Raw genomic sequence first — 15142 nt, 5'->3', positions numbered from 1 at the left:
TAAATTTCAGATAAACAGTACAAAAAATCTTTGATTTTTGTGATAAGTTCGACCACTCTATATTGAGTGGTCGTTCTGTCTTTGACAGCTATAAAAACAAATAAGTGAGGAAAATACCATGAAAAAGCCTGGTCGTTTTTTAGCACCTGTTGTAATTGCTGGGATTACCGTTGGTTTTTTAGCAAGTGCTTATAAATTTGTGTTTAACAAATCTGATTCATCAAAACAGGCAACAACGCATACACGTGACGCTGAAAAATCATCAAGTGAAGCGAAAGCAGCAAATTAGCTTATTCAGCATTTAAACATATTGCGCTGCTGCATAAGCAGAAGACCAAGCCCATTGAAAGTTATAACCGCCTAAATGGCCGGTCACATCCAGTACTTCTCCAATAAAGAATAGTCCTTTCTGTTTTTTGCTTTCGAGTGTTTTAGATGAAACTTCAGTTGTATCAATTCCACCTAAGGTCACTTCGGCAGTACGATATCCTTCAGTGCCTGATGGTTTAACCGAAAAACCATGTAATTGCTCGGCAATATGCTCTAGCTGTGCATCACTGATATTACCAATTGCCGTTTCGCTATGCTCTGGCCATATGAGTTGTTGTAGCTCTTGTACAATACTTTTCGCTGTAAACTCATTCAGAAGGGTGCGCAATAAAACTTTAGGCTGTGCTTTCTTTTTATCTTTTAAATAAGCTGCCAAATCTTGGCTTGGGAAAAAGTCAATTTTAAAACTTTCCCCAGTATTCCAATAGTTAGAAAGCTGTAAAGAACTTGGCCCACTTAATCCACGATGAGTAAATAATAACGCTTCAGTAAAGCTATTTTTTGAGTTGCTTAACGTAACATCTAAAGCATTACCACTTAAGCGTGTGGTGACTTCTTTAATATGATCTGAAAAAGTAAATGGAACTAAACCAGCACGGGTTGGGAAAACTGTATGTCCAAATTTTTGTGCCAGCTCATAGCCAAACCCAGAACCGCCCAAAGTTGGAATGGATAAACCACCTGTAGCAACCACTAATGACTCACAGCTAAATCGGCCTTGGTTGGTGTGTACAGTAAAACCACCTTTTTCTAATGGATCAATCTGTACAGCTTCACATTGAGTTTGGATATCAACGTTATTGGTTTTATCACATTCACTCACTAGCATCTCTAAAATTTCTTTAGCGCCGTTTAGCGTAAATAATTGTCCGTGTTTTCGTTCTTCATAGGCAATTTTGTAGTCACATACCAAACCAATAAAGTCCCAGTTGCTATAGCGTGACAGGGCAGAAATGACAAAGTGTGGATTATGAGAAATATAGTTGTCAGGCTCTACATAGAGGTTGGTAAAGTTACATTTACCTCCGCCCGACATTAAAATCTTTTTACCAATTTTGTTGGCTTTTTCTAAAATTAAAACCGAGCGCCCTCGTTTAGCAGCATGTGCAGCCAACATGAGTCCAGAAGCGCCTGCACCTAAGACAATGACATCGACATGACTGTTAGACATAAGAGATTCTCGATTAATCGTGAAAATTAAAAAGGGGCATATACTATCATGTCAGCACTTACTCGTGCTAAAGACATTTATTGCGGTAGAGAAAACGTTAACTAAAAGTGAGTGAATTATTGGTGTGATTTATTTCTTATATCTGCCTGTAAACCACCAGAATGAATAGCCAAAATACGAGTTCCTTCAGAAAAGTAATTATTCTTTATAAGGTCAAACAGACCGAACATCATTTTTCCCGTATAGATCGGTTCAAGAGGCACGGCATATTGCTCTTCAAAACTCTCAATAAATGCAAATAGTTCAGGTGACGTTTTGACATAACCGCCACAGCAATAAGCATCTGTCAGCGACCAATTCTGTTTTTTAGTCCACTGCTGAATCTCTTGTTGTAAGAAGTCACCTTTTAACGCCGAAAACCCTAAAACTTTTTGATGTGCTGAACTTTTTTCAATAAGACCCGAAATCGTTCCGCCAGTTCCAACCGCACTGCAAATTACATCGTATTGCTCTAAGTCATATTGGCTCAGGATTTCCTGACAACCTTGAACTGCCAGTTCATTGGTTCCACCTTCGGGAATGATATAGGTCTGCGGAAATTGTTGCTGTAATTGTTTAAGGTAATTTGCATCATCCCTCAAGCGATATTCAGTGCGCGAGACAAAATATAGCTCCATTCCCAAACTTTGAGCTTTTGCCAAGGTGGGGTTAAGAGGCTTACTCGCTAACTCTTCACCGCGAATAATTCCAATACTATGTAAACCAAAAAGATGAGCTGCATAAGCAGTTGCAGCAATATGGTTTGAATAAGCCCCACCAAAAGTCAAAATAGTTGATAAGCCTTGTTGTTTTGCGGCAAGCAGATTGTATTTTAGTTTGAAAAATTTATTGCCCGAAATTTGAGGATGAATTAGATCTATCCGTTTAATGTCGAGATGAATAGATGAGGGGAGTTCAATGTGCTGATAGGAAATAGGCTTGGCAATGTGATCAAACATTAGAAATTGAGAAAAATAATGAATGATCACATTGTAACTTTTTAAAGAGAATTTTAAAAAGCTGATTAAGAGCTTGTATCGACAGAAGTAATCACTGACATGCCAGGGCGTAAGTGTTCCATTCCTTTCTGATTTGGGTCTATGGTGATACGTACGGCAATACGTTGCACAACTTTGGTAAAGTTACCTGTCGCATTGTCTGGCTTTAACACACTGAACTCGGAACCCGCAGCAGGCGAGATTTGTTCAACATGTCCTGTAAATTTTTTATGATTCATTGCATCGACTGTAAACCATGCTTTTTGCCCAATTCGCATATTGGCAATTTGGGTTTCTTTAAAGTTAGCAATCACCCAAGTTTGCTGTGGAATTAAGTAGAGTAATTGTGAGCCTGCTGCTACATATTGCCCAACGCGAGGGTTTACTTCACCAAGTTGACCATCCATTGGAGCCACAATAACGCTATAGTCTTTGGTGGTTTGCGCTTGGTCTAACTGTGCTTTAGCACTTGAAACTTGTGCTTCTAAGCCAGCTTCTGCGACCTGTGCGGTTTTTAAAGCCTCTTTTGCAACTAAGACATTTGCTTCTGCTTGCTTAAGTGCTGCAAGGTTATTTTCAGCATCTGCCGCGGCCTTATCTTGCTCAGATTTGGAAGCGGCTCCACTATTTCCTAACTGTTGATAACGTCTAAGCTGTGCCAAAGAGAGTTCGTATTGAGCTTTCACTTGATCTACTTTGGCTTGCGCTGCAACAATATCAGCCTGTTTTTGAGCGATGGATTGGGTTTGGTTGGCTAAAGTATTTTTAGCTTGTTCAACTCCAGAAGCCGCTTGAGTTACTTTTTGGTCATAAGTAGTCGCATCAATATGCATGAGCACTTGACCCTTTTTAACGTGGTCAAAGTCTTTTACCAATACATCTTTTACATAGCCATTAATTTGTGATGATAAAACAGTGGTTTTACCTTTGACATAACTATTGTCAGTTTGCTGGACACTCGTGGCAAAAGGCCCGATTCTCCATGCCCATAAAATCACTAAAATACCGATAATAAGCACACCCAACATCCATAATAGGGTTGAACGTTTGGTCGGAATCAGTTTACTTGCAGGTGCAGGTGCAGGTGCAGGTGCAGGTGTTGGCTCGTTGGCAGGTGCCTGAGCAGGTGTTTGTTCCGGTTTGTTTTGATCATCTGACATATATCAATCTCAATTTCTATTTCATCAATAACAAAAGTCTTTAAGGACGGTTAATTCCTCTACGTTGTAGATATTTACTACGCGCAATATTAAATCCACCCCATAAGAGCAGTGCGATAGCAAAAATACCGTTTAACGCAATAACATCATTGTAGGCACGCACTTGTGCTTCACGGGTGACCACTTGATTGAGTGTGCGCATAGCCTGAGTCGTTTGTAATGCTGGGTCATTTGTTGTGATGGCTGCACTACGTTGATAGGTAGAGAGTCTCTGAGAAACTAACGGGTCGGATTGTTCTAAATCTTTAATAATCTCGACTTGATAGTTTTGCGTGCGGTGTTGTTGATAGGTCGAGAAGAAAGAAGACCCGACCAAGCCACCAAAGGTTTGAGTTGCAGAGAACAGCACAATAAAAGTCACTACATACGAAGGACCTTTAGCCAAAGTTTGGGCAAAGCCAATAAGCAGTAAAGGTCCAATAAATAAACCACCAGCAAAACCGACTAAAAACTGACTTGCAAAGAAATTCACAGGTCGGACATCACTGGTTAGGTGATAATCTAGTCCACAAGCAACCAGAATGAGGAACTCTGCAAAAAGTAAGTGAAAGATAATTCGTTCACGTGAAAAAGTCAGTGCACTAAATAAGGTTCCACCTAAAATCCCGATGAATATCACAACATAAAGTGGTACAAACTGATCAGGCCCCATTCCCATGGCTTTTAAGAAATTAACAGCAGCATAGCTTTGCTCTGACATTAGAAGTCGAATAGCAAAAGCACCAAAAATGAAACGTAAGGTTGAAGAAGCGCCTAACCAGCGTGTCATAATTAATGGATTGGCACGATAGTGTTCATAGAGCAAACCAAGAACAACTAAGCTAAAGCCAGCAATTAAAACGTAAGCAAGCCATTCACTGTTGAACCACCAGAGAATTGGGCCTTGCGTGAGCACAATACATAAGCATGCAAAACCAGGTGCCAGTAAAGCAAAGGTAAAGAAATCCTGCTTCTCAAAAACATAGATTCGTAAGCTACGCGGTAATTTCAATGAAACAACCATCGCTAAACAACAAAGTGCTAAACCTAGCTCAAAGGTATATAGAACAGACCAACTGTCTGTACTGACAAGAAATGGAGAAATAATCCAAGCGAGGGGAACCCCTAACTGCTGAAAACCGAAGGCAATATATATACCTTTTGCCATATCTGCTTTTTTAAAAGCCTGCATGGTGTAATACATACCTAAAGAGCTGAGAGGTGCTCCCGCTAAACCTGCCACAACCCGTGCAAATAAGGCCATTTCATAGGTATGCACAAAAATATGTAAAACCAGCACGGCAATAAAAATAACTAGCCCTATTTCCGAAAATACTCTTAAGCCATACTGTTGTCGGGCTTTAAACAAAATCAGGTTTGAGCTGACATTTGCCATGACATAAGCCGCAGGGAGCCAAGCAGCTTCGGAAGGCGTCAGTCCATATTCACCTTGAATTAAAGGTAAATTTGCCGTAATAAAACCATTACTTAAGCTTGCCGAAAGGGCGATAAATAAACCAATAAAAAAGTAAATAAATCGCTTAGGTACAGAGTGAGCAATAGCTGCCGGTGAACCAGGTAGAGTCGGTTGCTCTTCTGGTGTCCAGTCGGGTGGTGTTTCTAAATAACGAGGCGTTTTACTCATTCTATCCCTCGAATTTTTTGTACTTGAATACCATGAATTAGTAATTCAATTGCTCGTTTTGCTAAGCGAGTTTGTTCTTCTGGCTCATGTCCTTGAAATGAAGAACCCAACATTGCAGTGATCATTGCATAGTCATTGGCAGTGAGATCAGCTCGGCACAGTTTTTGTTCTATCGCATTCTCAATCAGTGGGTTAAGTGCATTATTTCGCCGTTCATAAATTTTTAACATAATTGGATCTTGTCGATCAATCACTCTCCAAAAATCTTGCAAAATTGCAAGTTTAGGAAGTTGTGCAATATGTCCTTCAATTAAACGAAATAAACCATCCTCGAATTGTTGAAAATGAGCAGCTTTTTGCTCTAGCTGTGTAATCGCGCGTTCTAAAAGCGCGCTAATTAAAGCCTTGCGGTCACAAAAGTTACGGTAAAAAGTTGCTCTGCCTACACCTGCATGGTCAATCACAACTTGTAAGGGGACATTAATGCCATGAATACGAAAACATTCTTCGGCTGCATTGAGTAATTCATCCCGATTATGGGCAGCAATTTTTTGACGTTTACTCATGTCATTGGTTTGGGAGTTCTAAAGACCGATATATTTAACGGACATTTTTGTCCGTTGTGAAGATATAAATTGTAAAAAACATGAAAATTCAATTTTCATCATTTATATGTTTTCCGTTTTTATATGTGTCATAAAAAGCTGTTAGAATATCGCGCAATTGCATGATGCTAGGTCAATACAATGTTTGAGTCCCTTATTCCTCTTTTTTCAATTGCGATGGCATTGATGCTTGGAGCAATAAGCCCTGGGCCGAGCTTTATTTATGTAGCACAAAATTCAATTTCTAAATCACGTAAACATGGTTTGTTTACAGCTTTAGGCACAGGTACAGGTGCAGCTCTTTTTGGTTTTCTAGCTGTTATGGGGTTGCAGGCAGTTTTACTAGCAGTACCTTCAGCATATTTAATCTTAAAAATTGGTGGTGGGCTGTATTTGCTTTGGCTGGCTTTTAAAATTATTAAACATGCCAAAGAACCAATTGCTATGGAAAATGATGGCAAATCAAAAATGACCTATAAACAGGCATATCGTTATGGCCTTATTACCCAGTTAAGCAACCCGAAAATTGCAGTTGTTCTAGCGAGTGTATTTACTGCTTTATTGCCAAAAGAAATCCCAAGTTACTACTATGTCGCATTACCAGTGATTTGTTTTATGATCGATGCAGGGTGGTATTCATGTGTTGCAATGCTGCTCTCTTCAGAGAAGCCTAGAACAATGTACTTAAAAGCAAAAACTGGCGTTGATCGAGTAGCTGGAAGTATTGTGAGTGTCTTAGGCTTAAAGTTAATTTTCTTCAAATGATAAGTCTTTAATTAAAATATCTAAAAAATCCAAAGCCAGCTATTTATAGTCTGGCTTTATTTTTGAGTAAAATATATACAAATTGAAATATCTTTTTTAGTACTTAAACATTTAAAAAGTGGTAACTTAATAAATAAAACAAAAAGAAATGAGGGTCACGTTATGAAAAAACTAATGGTGAGCATTTCTGTAGTTTTTCTCATCTTAACTACAGGATGTGAGATGAGAACCATGAGCAAGCAACAGTCAGCAAATGAGCGAACTATGAGCATTGTTGGTACACCTGTTCATGAAAAAGATTACAAAATTTCTGATTTACAAGCCAATAATCATGAGCAATCCAACTATTAAGTTACTCACAGCTTGCATCACTTACTGCATTTTAAATGTAGTAAGTGCATGTGAGCCTGCATCTTTGGATTGGAAGCTTTTTCAGGAAAAATATGATGTAAATCATGATGGCTTGTACAGCTTAAAAGAGTTTCAACAGGTACAAGATTTCTATCCTTATCGTTGGCCTACGAATAAGCGTTTTCAGGGAGAGAATAAGCAAATAGAGCTATTTCATTATTTAGATAAAAATAAGAATGGCTATTTAACCAATGAGGAGTTGGGGAATATACACGTTTTACTTTGTAACCCTTGTGAAGGGCGGTCATGGACATAAATTAAATCTTCTTATAGATATTTCTTGAAAATTTATAGTTAAAAAAAGCTCCCAATTTAGGGAGCTTTTTTATATGCAGGCGGATTAAGACACTTTATCGCCAGGTTTCGCACCGCTATCTGGTGAAATAATGAAAATACCTTCACCATTTCCGGCAGCAAGTACCATACCATTTGAAATACCAAAACGCATTTTACGTGGTGCAAGGTTAGCCACCATAACAACCAATTTACCTTTTAGGTCTTCTGGTGCATATTGACTACGAATACCACTAAATACGTTACGTGGTTCAGCTTCACCCACGTCTAACGTCAATTGAAGTAATTTATCTGAACCTTCAACTGTACCTGCTTCAAGTACTTGAGCAACACGTAAGTCAACTTTTAAGAAATCTTCAATACCGATAATTTCAGCTTCACCAACTGCCGGAGTAGGCACTGCTTTTTTCTCGGCAGATTTCTCTTTTTTCGCTGCCGCTTTTGTTGCTTCTGGAGCAGGAGCACCTAAAGACTCTTTAGAAGCATCAACCATAGCTGCAACAGCTTTTGGATCAACACGTTGCATAAGTGGCTGGAACTGCGCAATCTCATGGCTTACAAGAATTTGTTTGCGTGACTCGAAATCGAAGCTTTCAAGTTTTAAGAAATCTTGAACTTGTTGAGCTAAAGTTGGCAGAACTGGAGCCAAGTACACCGCTAATTGACGGAATAAGTTGATACCCACAGAACATACATCAAGAACCTGTTGCTCTTGACCTTCTTGTTTAGCAAGAGCCCAAGGTTTTTTCTCATCAATATATTGGTTTGCACGGTCAGCTAGCGCCATGATTTCACGAATAGCAGTAGAAAATTCACGTGCTTCATATGCTTTAGCAATTGAATCGCCTGCATCAATAAAGCTTTGTACTAACTCAGGTTCTGCACATTCAGCAGATAAAGTATTGTTGAAGCTACTATTGACGAATTTTGCACAGCGGCTAGCAATATTAACGACTTTACCGACTAAGTCTGAATTTACTTTTTGAACAAAGTCATCAAGGTTTAAGTCAGAGTCTTCAACTTTATCTGAAAGCTTAGAAGCAAAGTAGTAACGTAAATACTCTGGGTTTAAATGCTGTAAATACGTCTCGGCCTTAATGAAAGTACCACGTGACTTAGACATTTTTTGTCCATTTACAGTCAAGAAACCATTTACAAACAAGCCTGTTGGAGTGCGATAGTTCGCACCTTCAAGCATTGCAGGCCAGAATAAAGCATGGAAATAAACAATGTCTTTACCAATAAAATGATAAACATCGTTTTGGCTGTCTTTTTTCCAGAAATCATCAAAGTTTAAATCTGGGCGTTTAATTTTGATGTAGTTTTCAAAACTAGACATATAACCAATTGGGGCATCTACCCATACGTAGAAATATTTATTTGGTGCGTCTGGAATTTCAAAACCAAAATAAGGAGCATCACGAGAAATGTCCCAGTCTGCTAAACCAGCTTCAAACCATTCATCTAACTTGTTCGCAATTGAAAGAGGTAAACGACCTTCATCACGCGTCCATTTTTGTAAATATTCAGAGAAGTTTGGAAGCTTGAAGAAATAGTGATCTGATGATTTTTCAACTGGTGTTGCACCACTTAAAGTTGAACGTGGGTTAAGTAACTCAGTCGCATTATAAGTTGTACCACACACTTCACATGAGTCGCCGTATTGATCTTCTGATTTACATTTCGGGCATGTACCCTTAATGAAACGGTCAGACAAGAACATACCTTTTTCTGGGTCAAATAATTGAGTTACAGGGCGAACTGCAATATTTCCAGCTTCACGGTTTTTAATGTAGATATCTGTTGAGCGTGCTTTGTTTGCATCGCTATGTGTTGAATCGTAATGATCGAAATGTACGCCAAAACCGTCAAAATCACGAATGTGCTCTTTTTGAACATTCGCAATTTGTTCTTCTGGGCTAATACCATTCGCTTCGGCACGTAGCATAATCGCTGTACCGTGAGCATCATCCGCACATACATAAGTCACATCATGACCCATTGCTCGCATGGCACGAACCCAGATATCTGCCTGGATGTAACCGAGTAAATGACCCATATGAATTGGACCATTCGCATAAGGGAGGGCATTGGTGACTAAAATTTTACGCACGGATCTCATTCTCTCATTCGTATTTATAAGGTGGAAGATTTTAACTGATGCAGGGAGATAAGCAAAGATTAATAATCTTTAGCTAAACATAAGAGGCATCTATAAAAATGGATGTGAAGTTAAAAGCTGTTTCTCTTTAGAACAGATAAACAAATCAAAAAATATTTGAATCTTCCTGTATTGTCTTTGTTTCAAATTGCAGTTACGGTCAGAAAATAAACCATAACGATGTATAACTAATAACTTATTCAGGTAATTTTTTAATTAACGATGAGGATAACAACGATGACTACTGAAAATAAATTAGACGAATTAAAGGCAAAAGCGGCAGATGTAAAAGTACAAGGCGAAAAAGCTTTGGACGATTTAAAAGAAAATGTAAAAGAGAAACAGGCTGCTGGTAAAGAAGCAGTTGAAAATACAGTAGATGAGTTAAAGGCAAAAGCAGCAGACGCAAAAGCACAGGGCGAAAAAGCCTTGGATGATTTGAAGGACAATGTAAAAGAGAAACAAGCTGCTGCAAAAGAAGCAGTTGAAGATAAAGCCAGTGATTTGAAAGGTAAACTTGACGACGCTCAGCATAGTCTGCAAGATAAATTTGATCACTTGCGTACCGAAGCCGCCCATAAACTGGATGATGCTAAAGCCAAAGCAGCAGAATTAAAGGAAGAGGCCGCCTCAAAACTTGATGAGTTAAAAACTCAGGCAACTGCAAAGTTTGATGAATTGAAGAAGACAGCAACCGATAAACTCAATAAATTAAAAAATCACGACTCTGCTGAATAAGCTGATTTAAACCAAAATCTGTACTCCTCACTCAAATGATGAGGCTTTAAAATTAGCAATTATTCATTTCGAGTTGAGCGAGTGCGGATCAATACTGTTACACTAGCTCCAACAAGCTGTAATGATCTGTTTTTGGAGTAAACAATATGTCTTGGCTTTCTTCATTAAAGTCCGTTTTTTCACCTGCACAAGAAGTGAAAGAAGATGAAATCCAAACTGTACTCCAAAATTATTTACTACCGCATTCAAAAGATGCCTTAAAAGAGCGCATTAGCCAGCTTCAGGTACAAGGTCGAGTTTTACAACTCACCATTAACACGTTCCCGGATGAAAAAGAGCATTTGCAGCAAATTCATGATGATTTGGCTAGTGCATTAGAAAAGTGTGGTATTGAAGAACTGAACTTACATGTAGTTCAACAAAAGCGTCCTGCACCAGAAAGTTCAGGTCATGCTTGTTCATCTAAAGCACCGAAAGAAAATTCAAATTTACCTCCTGTGCTTGATGCCTCACCTAAATCTGAGCCAGATCCAAACAATCCACCGATTCAGAAAGCCGCTCCGCAACAAAGAGATGTGCCGCTTCATCCTCGAATTAAGAATGTTATTTTAGTTTCATCTGGTAAAGGTGGAGTTGGTAAATCGACAACGACTGTCAATTTAGCACTTGCCTTACAAAAAATGGGACTTAAGGTGGGGGTGTTGGACGCTGATATCTATGGCCCAAGTATTCCAACCATGCTAGGCAATGCTGGCAAAACGCCTCTTATTGAAAGTGAAAATTTTGTACCTTTAGAGGCATACGGTATGGCTGTGCTTTCTATTGGACATTTAACAGGGGATAACAATACTCCTGTCGCATGGCGTGGACCAAAAGCAACTGGTGCTTTAATGCAATTGTTTAACCAAACACTTTGGCCAGATTTAGATGTATTGATGATTGATATGCCGCCGGGTACAGGCGATATTCAACTTACGCTTGCACAGCGTATTCCAGTAACTGGCTCAATCATTGTGACGACTCCGCAAAATGTTGCTTTGTTAGATGCCACCAAAGGAATTGAGTTGTTTAATAAAGTTGGCATACCAGTATTGGGTGTTGTTGAAAACATGTCGACTCATATTTGCTCTAACTGTGGGCACGAAGAACAAATTTTTGGTATTGGTGGCGGTGATAAGCTTTCCGAGCAATACCATATTCCATTGTTAGGACGTTTGCCTTTAAATGCTCAAATCCGTGAACATGCAGATCAGGGTAAACCGAGTGTTGTAGCAATGGATGACGCAGCGGATAGCTACATCGATATTGCTAAAGCAGTATGGCAACAGATTGAAAAAATCCCTCAACGCACGCGTGATGATAAACGAATCTTTTGATTCATCCGACCCGGCTTTAAGCCGGGTTTTTTATTGTTTGGTTAAAAGAAAAATTTAAATCACTGAATCTAAATAACAAAGCTAAACTTGAAATTGGCATGTAGATTGCTAATTTACGCTTTTAAAAAGAAATAGGTGAGAAATGCAATTTAAATATACTTTTGGCGTTATCAGTTTATGTAGCGCTTTATTTTTGGTTGGATGTAACGACGACCATTCAACAGTGTCCCAAACAACGACAGTTGAAGAGCAAAAACAGAAATTACAGCCGATTATTATTCAAGGTGCCTTACCTGTAGAGTCAAAACAGATGGCTTCTAAATTACAGAATGTGACTGTTGAAACAGTAGGTGGGTGGACTTTCTGGAAAGGAACTCACAATGGCTATCCAATGATTATTTCTAAAACACGGATGGGTATGAGTAACTCTGCTGCTGCAACAGCTCTAGCCATTGAACGTTATAAACCGATTGCGATTATTAATCAGGGAACAGCAGGCGGTCATGACCCAGATCTACACGTTTACGATATTGTTTTAGGAAAATATGCGACCAATATTGGTGCGTTTAGAACGCCTAAACAACCATTAGGAGCTGGATCAAATTCACTCACTTGGGTTGAAGCATTTGACGTGTTGCCAACAGATGAGTCAGACCCAGAACCTATTGCAATTCGCAAATTTGAAGGCGATAAAGAATTATTAATGGCGGCACATAAAGTTCGTTATGACAAAGGTGAAGTAGTCGAGGGAACGATTGGATCGGCAGATGTTTGGAATAATGAGCTTGATCGTATTCAATTTTTCCATCAACGTTACGATACCTCTGTTGAGGAAATGGAAGCAGCATCGGTTGCACAAATCGCAAGTCAGTTTAATGTTCCTTTCTTAGGAATTCGAATTTTATCTAATAATATTACCAATAATGGAGCGTATGACCCAGGTACTGGAGAGGCTTGCCAAGATTATGTGCTTAATGTCGCTGAAGAATATATGAAATCTAAACTAGCAAAATAATAGTTTAACTATAGGCAAGAAGATGGGTTCTTATAGGACATCTTCTTGTTTTTTATAACCAGCTCTACTTTTCCAATTTCGAATGACCATCCAACGCCAGAAAACTTCGGTCACTACATACAGTATGATTGCAAATACAAATGCTTCAACTATAAGCCCAGACATTAAAATTTTAGCGAGACTAAAATCTATATGCCCATGACCAAAATGGGTAATCCACCTAGAAATCTGATGAAGTACACCTAAGAGCATCTTTTTATTGATCATATGTACATGATAAATATGCGAACCAAACCAGAAACCAGTATATAAAATGGGAACTAATGTGAGTGGGTTGCTGAGCCAAGCGAGCATTAGGCTAATAGGCAAATTCACTTCAAACAGCAATACCGCCATCACAATAAAAACACTATGAAATGGAATAGGCAGTAAACCAAAAAAAGTTCCTACAAAAACTGCTCTTGTAATCGATTTACGGTTGACATACCAAAGCACTGGATTAAGGGTTTTTTTCCCAAAAATCCTTAAAAATTTCATATTTGAAACTTTCTCTGGAGAAGGAAGCCAAGACTGAAAAAATTGCTTTGCCATAATCATAGGATAGTAGAGTCTGGTGACTCATATAAACACAAAAAAACAATATATTAATTGAAACTTATTAAAAGCTTAAAAATTAAACTTACTGCTGTAATAATTCATTATAGATCTTTTCGACCTAAAAATAGATTTAAAATAAAAATACTTATATTACTTAATACAATTTGGCACGCAAAGCGCGACAACTGACTCTAAAGTTTTTTAGCTTAAATTTTTTAAAAATCACGTATCTATTTGTTTATTATTTATTTTTCAATTTTATTGATTAATATTTTAAAAAATTGTCTTACAATTAGATTTTGCCATCCCAAAAGATATCTATTAATCTGAGATGACTACATTGTGAGGTCATTCAATGATTTCATGGCTATTTATTGGCTTAGTTGCCACAATTTTACTTACCCCAGGCCCAACCAATACTTTACTCGCATCTTCAGGAGTACAAGTAGGTCTTAAGAAGTCTGCGAAATTAATTCCGGCAGAAGTTATTGGATATGTAATTTCCATTTCAGCTTGGGGCATGTTAATTGGGAAAGTTTCTGCAACGCTTCCTTTCTTGCCTCCTATGCTTAAATTGCTAAGCGCTTGTTACATTATTTTTTTAGCAATTAAGTTATGGCACACAGCCAATCAGCAACTTGAGTTAGATCAGCCAACGATTTGTCCGCGTGAATTGTTCTGTGCAACTTTACTGAACCCTAAAGCATTACTTTTTGCTTCAGCGATTTTCCCTGTTGCAGCATGGACTGATTTTCATATTTATCTCATTCATATGCTGGCTTATTTAGCGTTAATTACACCGATTGCTTTATTCTGGATTTTCTTGGGCTCGATTTTGGCAGGCAATAAAGTACGTTGGTTAAATCAATCGAATTTACAAAAAACAGCCTCACTAGTTTTAGTTAGTTTCTCAATTCCGATTAGCTATTCTGCGTTATTAAACCTTTAAAACTCTTGCTGAGCTATTCTTATCGAGAAGAGTAGCTCAAGCGTTGTTTTCATAATTGCTTTTTTACGTTAAAGTACGTCGCAATCAATGAAATTAACTTTTGGATAGAAAATACATGGCTATTAAGTCTGATCGTTGGATTCGCGAAATGAGCGAAAAACACGGCATGATTGAACCTTATGCAGAGAATCAAGTCCGTTTTGATAAGAATGGTGAAAAATTGATTTCCTACGGGGTCTCTAGCTATGGTTATGACGTACGCTGTGCCCGCGAATTTAAAGTTTTCACTAACGTACATTCTGCAATTGTTGATCCGAAAAATTTTGATGATAAAAGTTTTATCGACATTGAGTCTGACGTTTGTATTATTCCGCCAAACTCATTTGCTCTAGCGCGTACCATTGAATATTTCCGTATTCCGCGTAATGTTTTAACTGTATGTTTGGGTAAATCAACTTATGCGCGCTGCGGTATTATTGTAAATGTGACTCCTTTAGAACCAGAATGGGAAGGTCACGTTACTTTAGAGTTTTCAAATACTACGAACTTACCTGCACGTATTTATGCAGGTGAAGGTGTAGCACAAATGCTTTTCTTTGAAAGCGATGAAGTTTGTGAAACGTCTTATAAAGACCGTGGTGGTAAATACCAGGGACAAACTGGCGTTACACTTCCTAAAACCTAAGTTGTTTTAAATTAGATTAAATTCTAAAAATGGGTCACTTGAAGTGGCCCATTTTTGTTGAAAAATAAAGAAAGTGGCATTCATCGGAATATTTATAAATGAACGTTTTCTTTTGTAAAAAATGATATAAAATGATCAATAATTGATTTGTTTCTTTGAGTTGT

At 38.2% G+C, this 15142-nt stretch carries 16 protein-coding genes; 9 read left to right on the top strand and 7 right to left on the bottom strand.

Translation table 11 applies throughout. From position 1 onward, the window contains the following. Positions 1-118: 118 nt before the first annotated feature. Entirely contained in the window at positions 119-289 is a 171-nt protein-coding gene (locus tag ACIF8R_RS06725; RefSeq protein ID WP_396479851.1) for a hypothetical protein, read from the top strand. A 12-nt stretch (positions 290-301) separates the two neighbouring features. Here the strand turns inward: ACIF8R_RS06725 and ACIF8R_RS06720 are convergent, their stop codons facing one another. The 5 genes from ACIF8R_RS06720 to ACIF8R_RS06700 all read right to left on the bottom strand — a co-directional run bounded on the left by ACIF8R_RS06720 (position 302) and on the right by ACIF8R_RS06700 (position 5948). Then, the gene (locus ACIF8R_RS06720; RefSeq protein ID WP_396479849.1) at positions 302-1501 is read right to left on the bottom strand and encodes an NAD(P)/FAD-dependent oxidoreductase; all 1200 of its coding nucleotides are present in this window, start codon (positions 1499-1501) and stop codon (positions 302-304) included. A 116-nt stretch (positions 1502-1617) separates the two neighbouring features. Beyond that, the gene (locus ACIF8R_RS06715) at positions 1618-2499 is read right to left on the bottom strand and encodes a 1-aminocyclopropane-1-carboxylate deaminase/D-cysteine desulfhydrase (protein ID WP_396479847.1); all 882 of its coding nucleotides are present in this window, start codon (positions 2497-2499) and stop codon (positions 1618-1620) included. Positions 2500-2564: 65 nt separating this feature from the next. Further along, complete coding sequence (locus ACIF8R_RS06710; RefSeq protein ID WP_396479845.1) at positions 2565-3698, bottom strand: HlyD family secretion protein; 1134 nt, start codon at positions 3696-3698, stop codon at positions 2565-2567. Between the two features lie 40 nt (positions 3699-3738). Then, a complete protein-coding gene (locus ACIF8R_RS06705) occupies positions 3739-5382 on the bottom strand; it encodes an MFS transporter (protein ID WP_396479843.1) in 1644 nt (547 codons plus the stop codon). Beyond that, entirely contained in the window at positions 5379-5948 is a 570-nt protein-coding gene (locus ACIF8R_RS06700) for a TetR/AcrR family transcriptional regulator (RefSeq protein WP_068936156.1), read from the bottom strand. Before ACIF8R_RS06700 ends, ACIF8R_RS06705 begins: the two co-directional genes overlap by 4 nt. 180 nt (positions 5949-6128) lie before the next feature. On the opposite strand from ACIF8R_RS06700, the gene ACIF8R_RS06695 reads away from it, so the two are divergent. The 3 genes from ACIF8R_RS06695 to ACIF8R_RS06685 all read left to right on the top strand — a co-directional run bounded on the left by ACIF8R_RS06695 (position 6129) and on the right by ACIF8R_RS06685 (position 7419). Further along, complete coding sequence (locus ACIF8R_RS06695) at positions 6129-6752, top strand: LysE family translocator (protein ID WP_068936154.1); 624 nt, start codon at positions 6129-6131, stop codon at positions 6750-6752. Positions 6753-6914: 162 nt separating this feature from the next. Beyond that, positions 6915-7103, top strand: coding sequence for an NF038215 family lipoprotein (locus ACIF8R_RS06690; RefSeq protein ID WP_396479841.1), 189 nt, complete (start codon positions 6915-6917; stop codon positions 7101-7103). Continuing rightward, the gene (locus ACIF8R_RS06685) at positions 7084-7419 is read left to right on the top strand and encodes a calcium-binding protein (RefSeq protein ID WP_396479839.1); all 336 of its coding nucleotides are present in this window, start codon (positions 7084-7086) and stop codon (positions 7417-7419) included. Before ACIF8R_RS06690 ends, ACIF8R_RS06685 begins: the two co-directional genes overlap by 20 nt. Before the next feature lie 84 nt (positions 7420-7503). On the opposite strand, the gene metG is transcribed toward ACIF8R_RS06685, so the two are convergent. Then, positions 7504-9570 carry a methionine--tRNA ligase gene (metG, locus tag ACIF8R_RS06680; protein ID WP_396479837.1) on the bottom strand — a complete coding sequence of 689 codons (2067 nt, stop codon included), beginning with the start codon at positions 9568-9570 and terminating at the stop codon, positions 7504-7506. Positions 9571-9855: 285 nt separating this feature from the next. Between metG and ACIF8R_RS06675 the strand changes: the two genes are divergently transcribed. From ACIF8R_RS06675 to ACIF8R_RS06665, 3 genes are all read left to right on the top strand, one after another. Continuing rightward, positions 9856-10356, top strand: a complete 501-nt coding sequence (locus tag ACIF8R_RS06675; RefSeq protein ID WP_263613031.1) for a hypothetical protein — start codon at positions 9856-9858, stop codon at positions 10354-10356. Between the two features lie 146 nt (positions 10357-10502). Continuing rightward, on the top strand, positions 10503-11732 hold the full coding sequence (gene apbC, locus ACIF8R_RS06670; RefSeq protein ID WP_263613032.1) for an iron-sulfur cluster carrier protein ApbC: 1230 nt from the start codon (positions 10503-10505) through the stop codon (positions 11730-11732). 142 nt (positions 11733-11874) lie between these two features. Then, a complete protein-coding gene (locus ACIF8R_RS06665; protein WP_396479835.1) occupies positions 11875-12747 on the top strand; it encodes a 5'-methylthioadenosine/S-adenosylhomocysteine nucleosidase in 873 nt (290 codons plus the stop codon). A 30-nt stretch (positions 12748-12777) separates the two neighbouring features. Here ACIF8R_RS06665 and ACIF8R_RS06660 read toward each other — a convergent pair whose 3' ends face one another. Next, the gene (locus ACIF8R_RS06660) at positions 12778-13344 is read right to left on the bottom strand and encodes a DUF2062 domain-containing protein (RefSeq protein WP_396479833.1); all 567 of its coding nucleotides are present in this window, start codon (positions 13342-13344) and stop codon (positions 12778-12780) included. Positions 13345-13699: 355 nt separating this feature from the next. Between ACIF8R_RS06660 and ACIF8R_RS06655 the strand changes: the two genes are divergently transcribed. Beyond that, the gene (locus ACIF8R_RS06655; RefSeq protein WP_396479831.1) at positions 13700-14293 is read left to right on the top strand and encodes a LysE family translocator; all 594 of its coding nucleotides are present in this window, start codon (positions 13700-13702) and stop codon (positions 14291-14293) included. A 115-nt stretch (positions 14294-14408) separates the two neighbouring features. Further along, complete coding sequence (gene dcd, locus ACIF8R_RS06650; RefSeq protein ID WP_002120290.1) at positions 14409-14978, top strand: dCTP deaminase; 570 nt, start codon at positions 14409-14411, stop codon at positions 14976-14978. Positions 14979-15142: the final 164 nt, after the last annotated feature.

The sequence above is a fragment of the Acinetobacter sp. ABJ_C4_1 genome, assembly GCF_044538495.1.
In the GTDB taxonomy this organism is placed as follows: domain Bacteria; phylum Pseudomonadota; class Gammaproteobacteria; order Pseudomonadales; family Moraxellaceae; genus Acinetobacter; species Acinetobacter nosocomialis_A.
Note: the sequence above shows the minus strand (reverse complement) of the source record. Positions and strands in the feature narration are given on the sequence as shown.

Bases quoted from the DNA above. Each gene is read 5' to 3' on its own strand.
- ACIF8R_RS06685 (WP_396479839.1), top strand. From the start codon at position 7,084: ATGAGCAATCCAACTATTAAGTTACTCACAGCTTGCATCACTTACTGC.
- ACIF8R_RS06715 (WP_396479847.1), bottom strand. From the start codon at position 2,499: ATGTTTGATCACATTGCCAAGCCTATTTCCTATCAGCACATTGAACTC.
- ACIF8R_RS06695 (WP_068936154.1), top strand. From the start codon at position 6,129: ATGTTTGAGTCCCTTATTCCTCTTTTTTCAATTGCGATGGCATTGATG.
- ACIF8R_RS06675 (WP_263613031.1), top strand. From the start codon at position 9,856: ATGACTACTGAAAATAAATTAGACGAATTAAAGGCAAAAGCGGCAGAT.
- ACIF8R_RS06660 (WP_396479833.1), bottom strand. From the start codon at position 13,344: ATGATTATGGCAAAGCAATTTTTTCAGTCTTGGCTTCCTTCTCCAGAG.
- dcd (WP_002120290.1), top strand. From the start codon at position 14,409: ATGGCTATTAAGTCTGATCGTTGGATTCGCGAAATGAGCGAAAAACAC.
- ACIF8R_RS06665 (WP_396479835.1), top strand. From the start codon at position 11,875: ATGCAATTTAAATATACTTTTGGCGTTATCAGTTTATGTAGCGCTTTA.
- ACIF8R_RS06655 (WP_396479831.1), top strand. From the start codon at position 13,700: ATGATTTCATGGCTATTTATTGGCTTAGTTGCCACAATTTTACTTACC.
- ACIF8R_RS06710 (WP_396479845.1), bottom strand. From the start codon at position 3,698: ATGTCAGATGATCAAAACAAACCGGAACAAACACCTGCTCAGGCACCT.
- ACIF8R_RS06690 (WP_396479841.1), top strand. From the start codon at position 6,915: ATGAAAAAACTAATGGTGAGCATTTCTGTAGTTTTTCTCATCTTAACT.
- ACIF8R_RS06720 (WP_396479849.1), bottom strand. From the start codon at position 1,501: ATGTCTAACAGTCATGTCGATGTCATTGTCTTAGGTGCAGGCGCTTCT.
- ACIF8R_RS06700 (WP_068936156.1), bottom strand. From the start codon at position 5,948: ATGAGTAAACGTCAAAAAATTGCTGCCCATAATCGGGATGAATTACTC.
- ACIF8R_RS06725 (WP_396479851.1), top strand. From the start codon at position 119: ATGAAAAAGCCTGGTCGTTTTTTAGCACCTGTTGTAATTGCTGGGATT.
- ACIF8R_RS06705 (WP_396479843.1), bottom strand. From the start codon at position 5,382: ATGAGTAAAACGCCTCGTTATTTAGAAACACCACCCGACTGGACACCA.
- apbC (WP_263613032.1), top strand. From the start codon at position 10,503: ATGTCTTGGCTTTCTTCATTAAAGTCCGTTTTTTCACCTGCACAAGAA.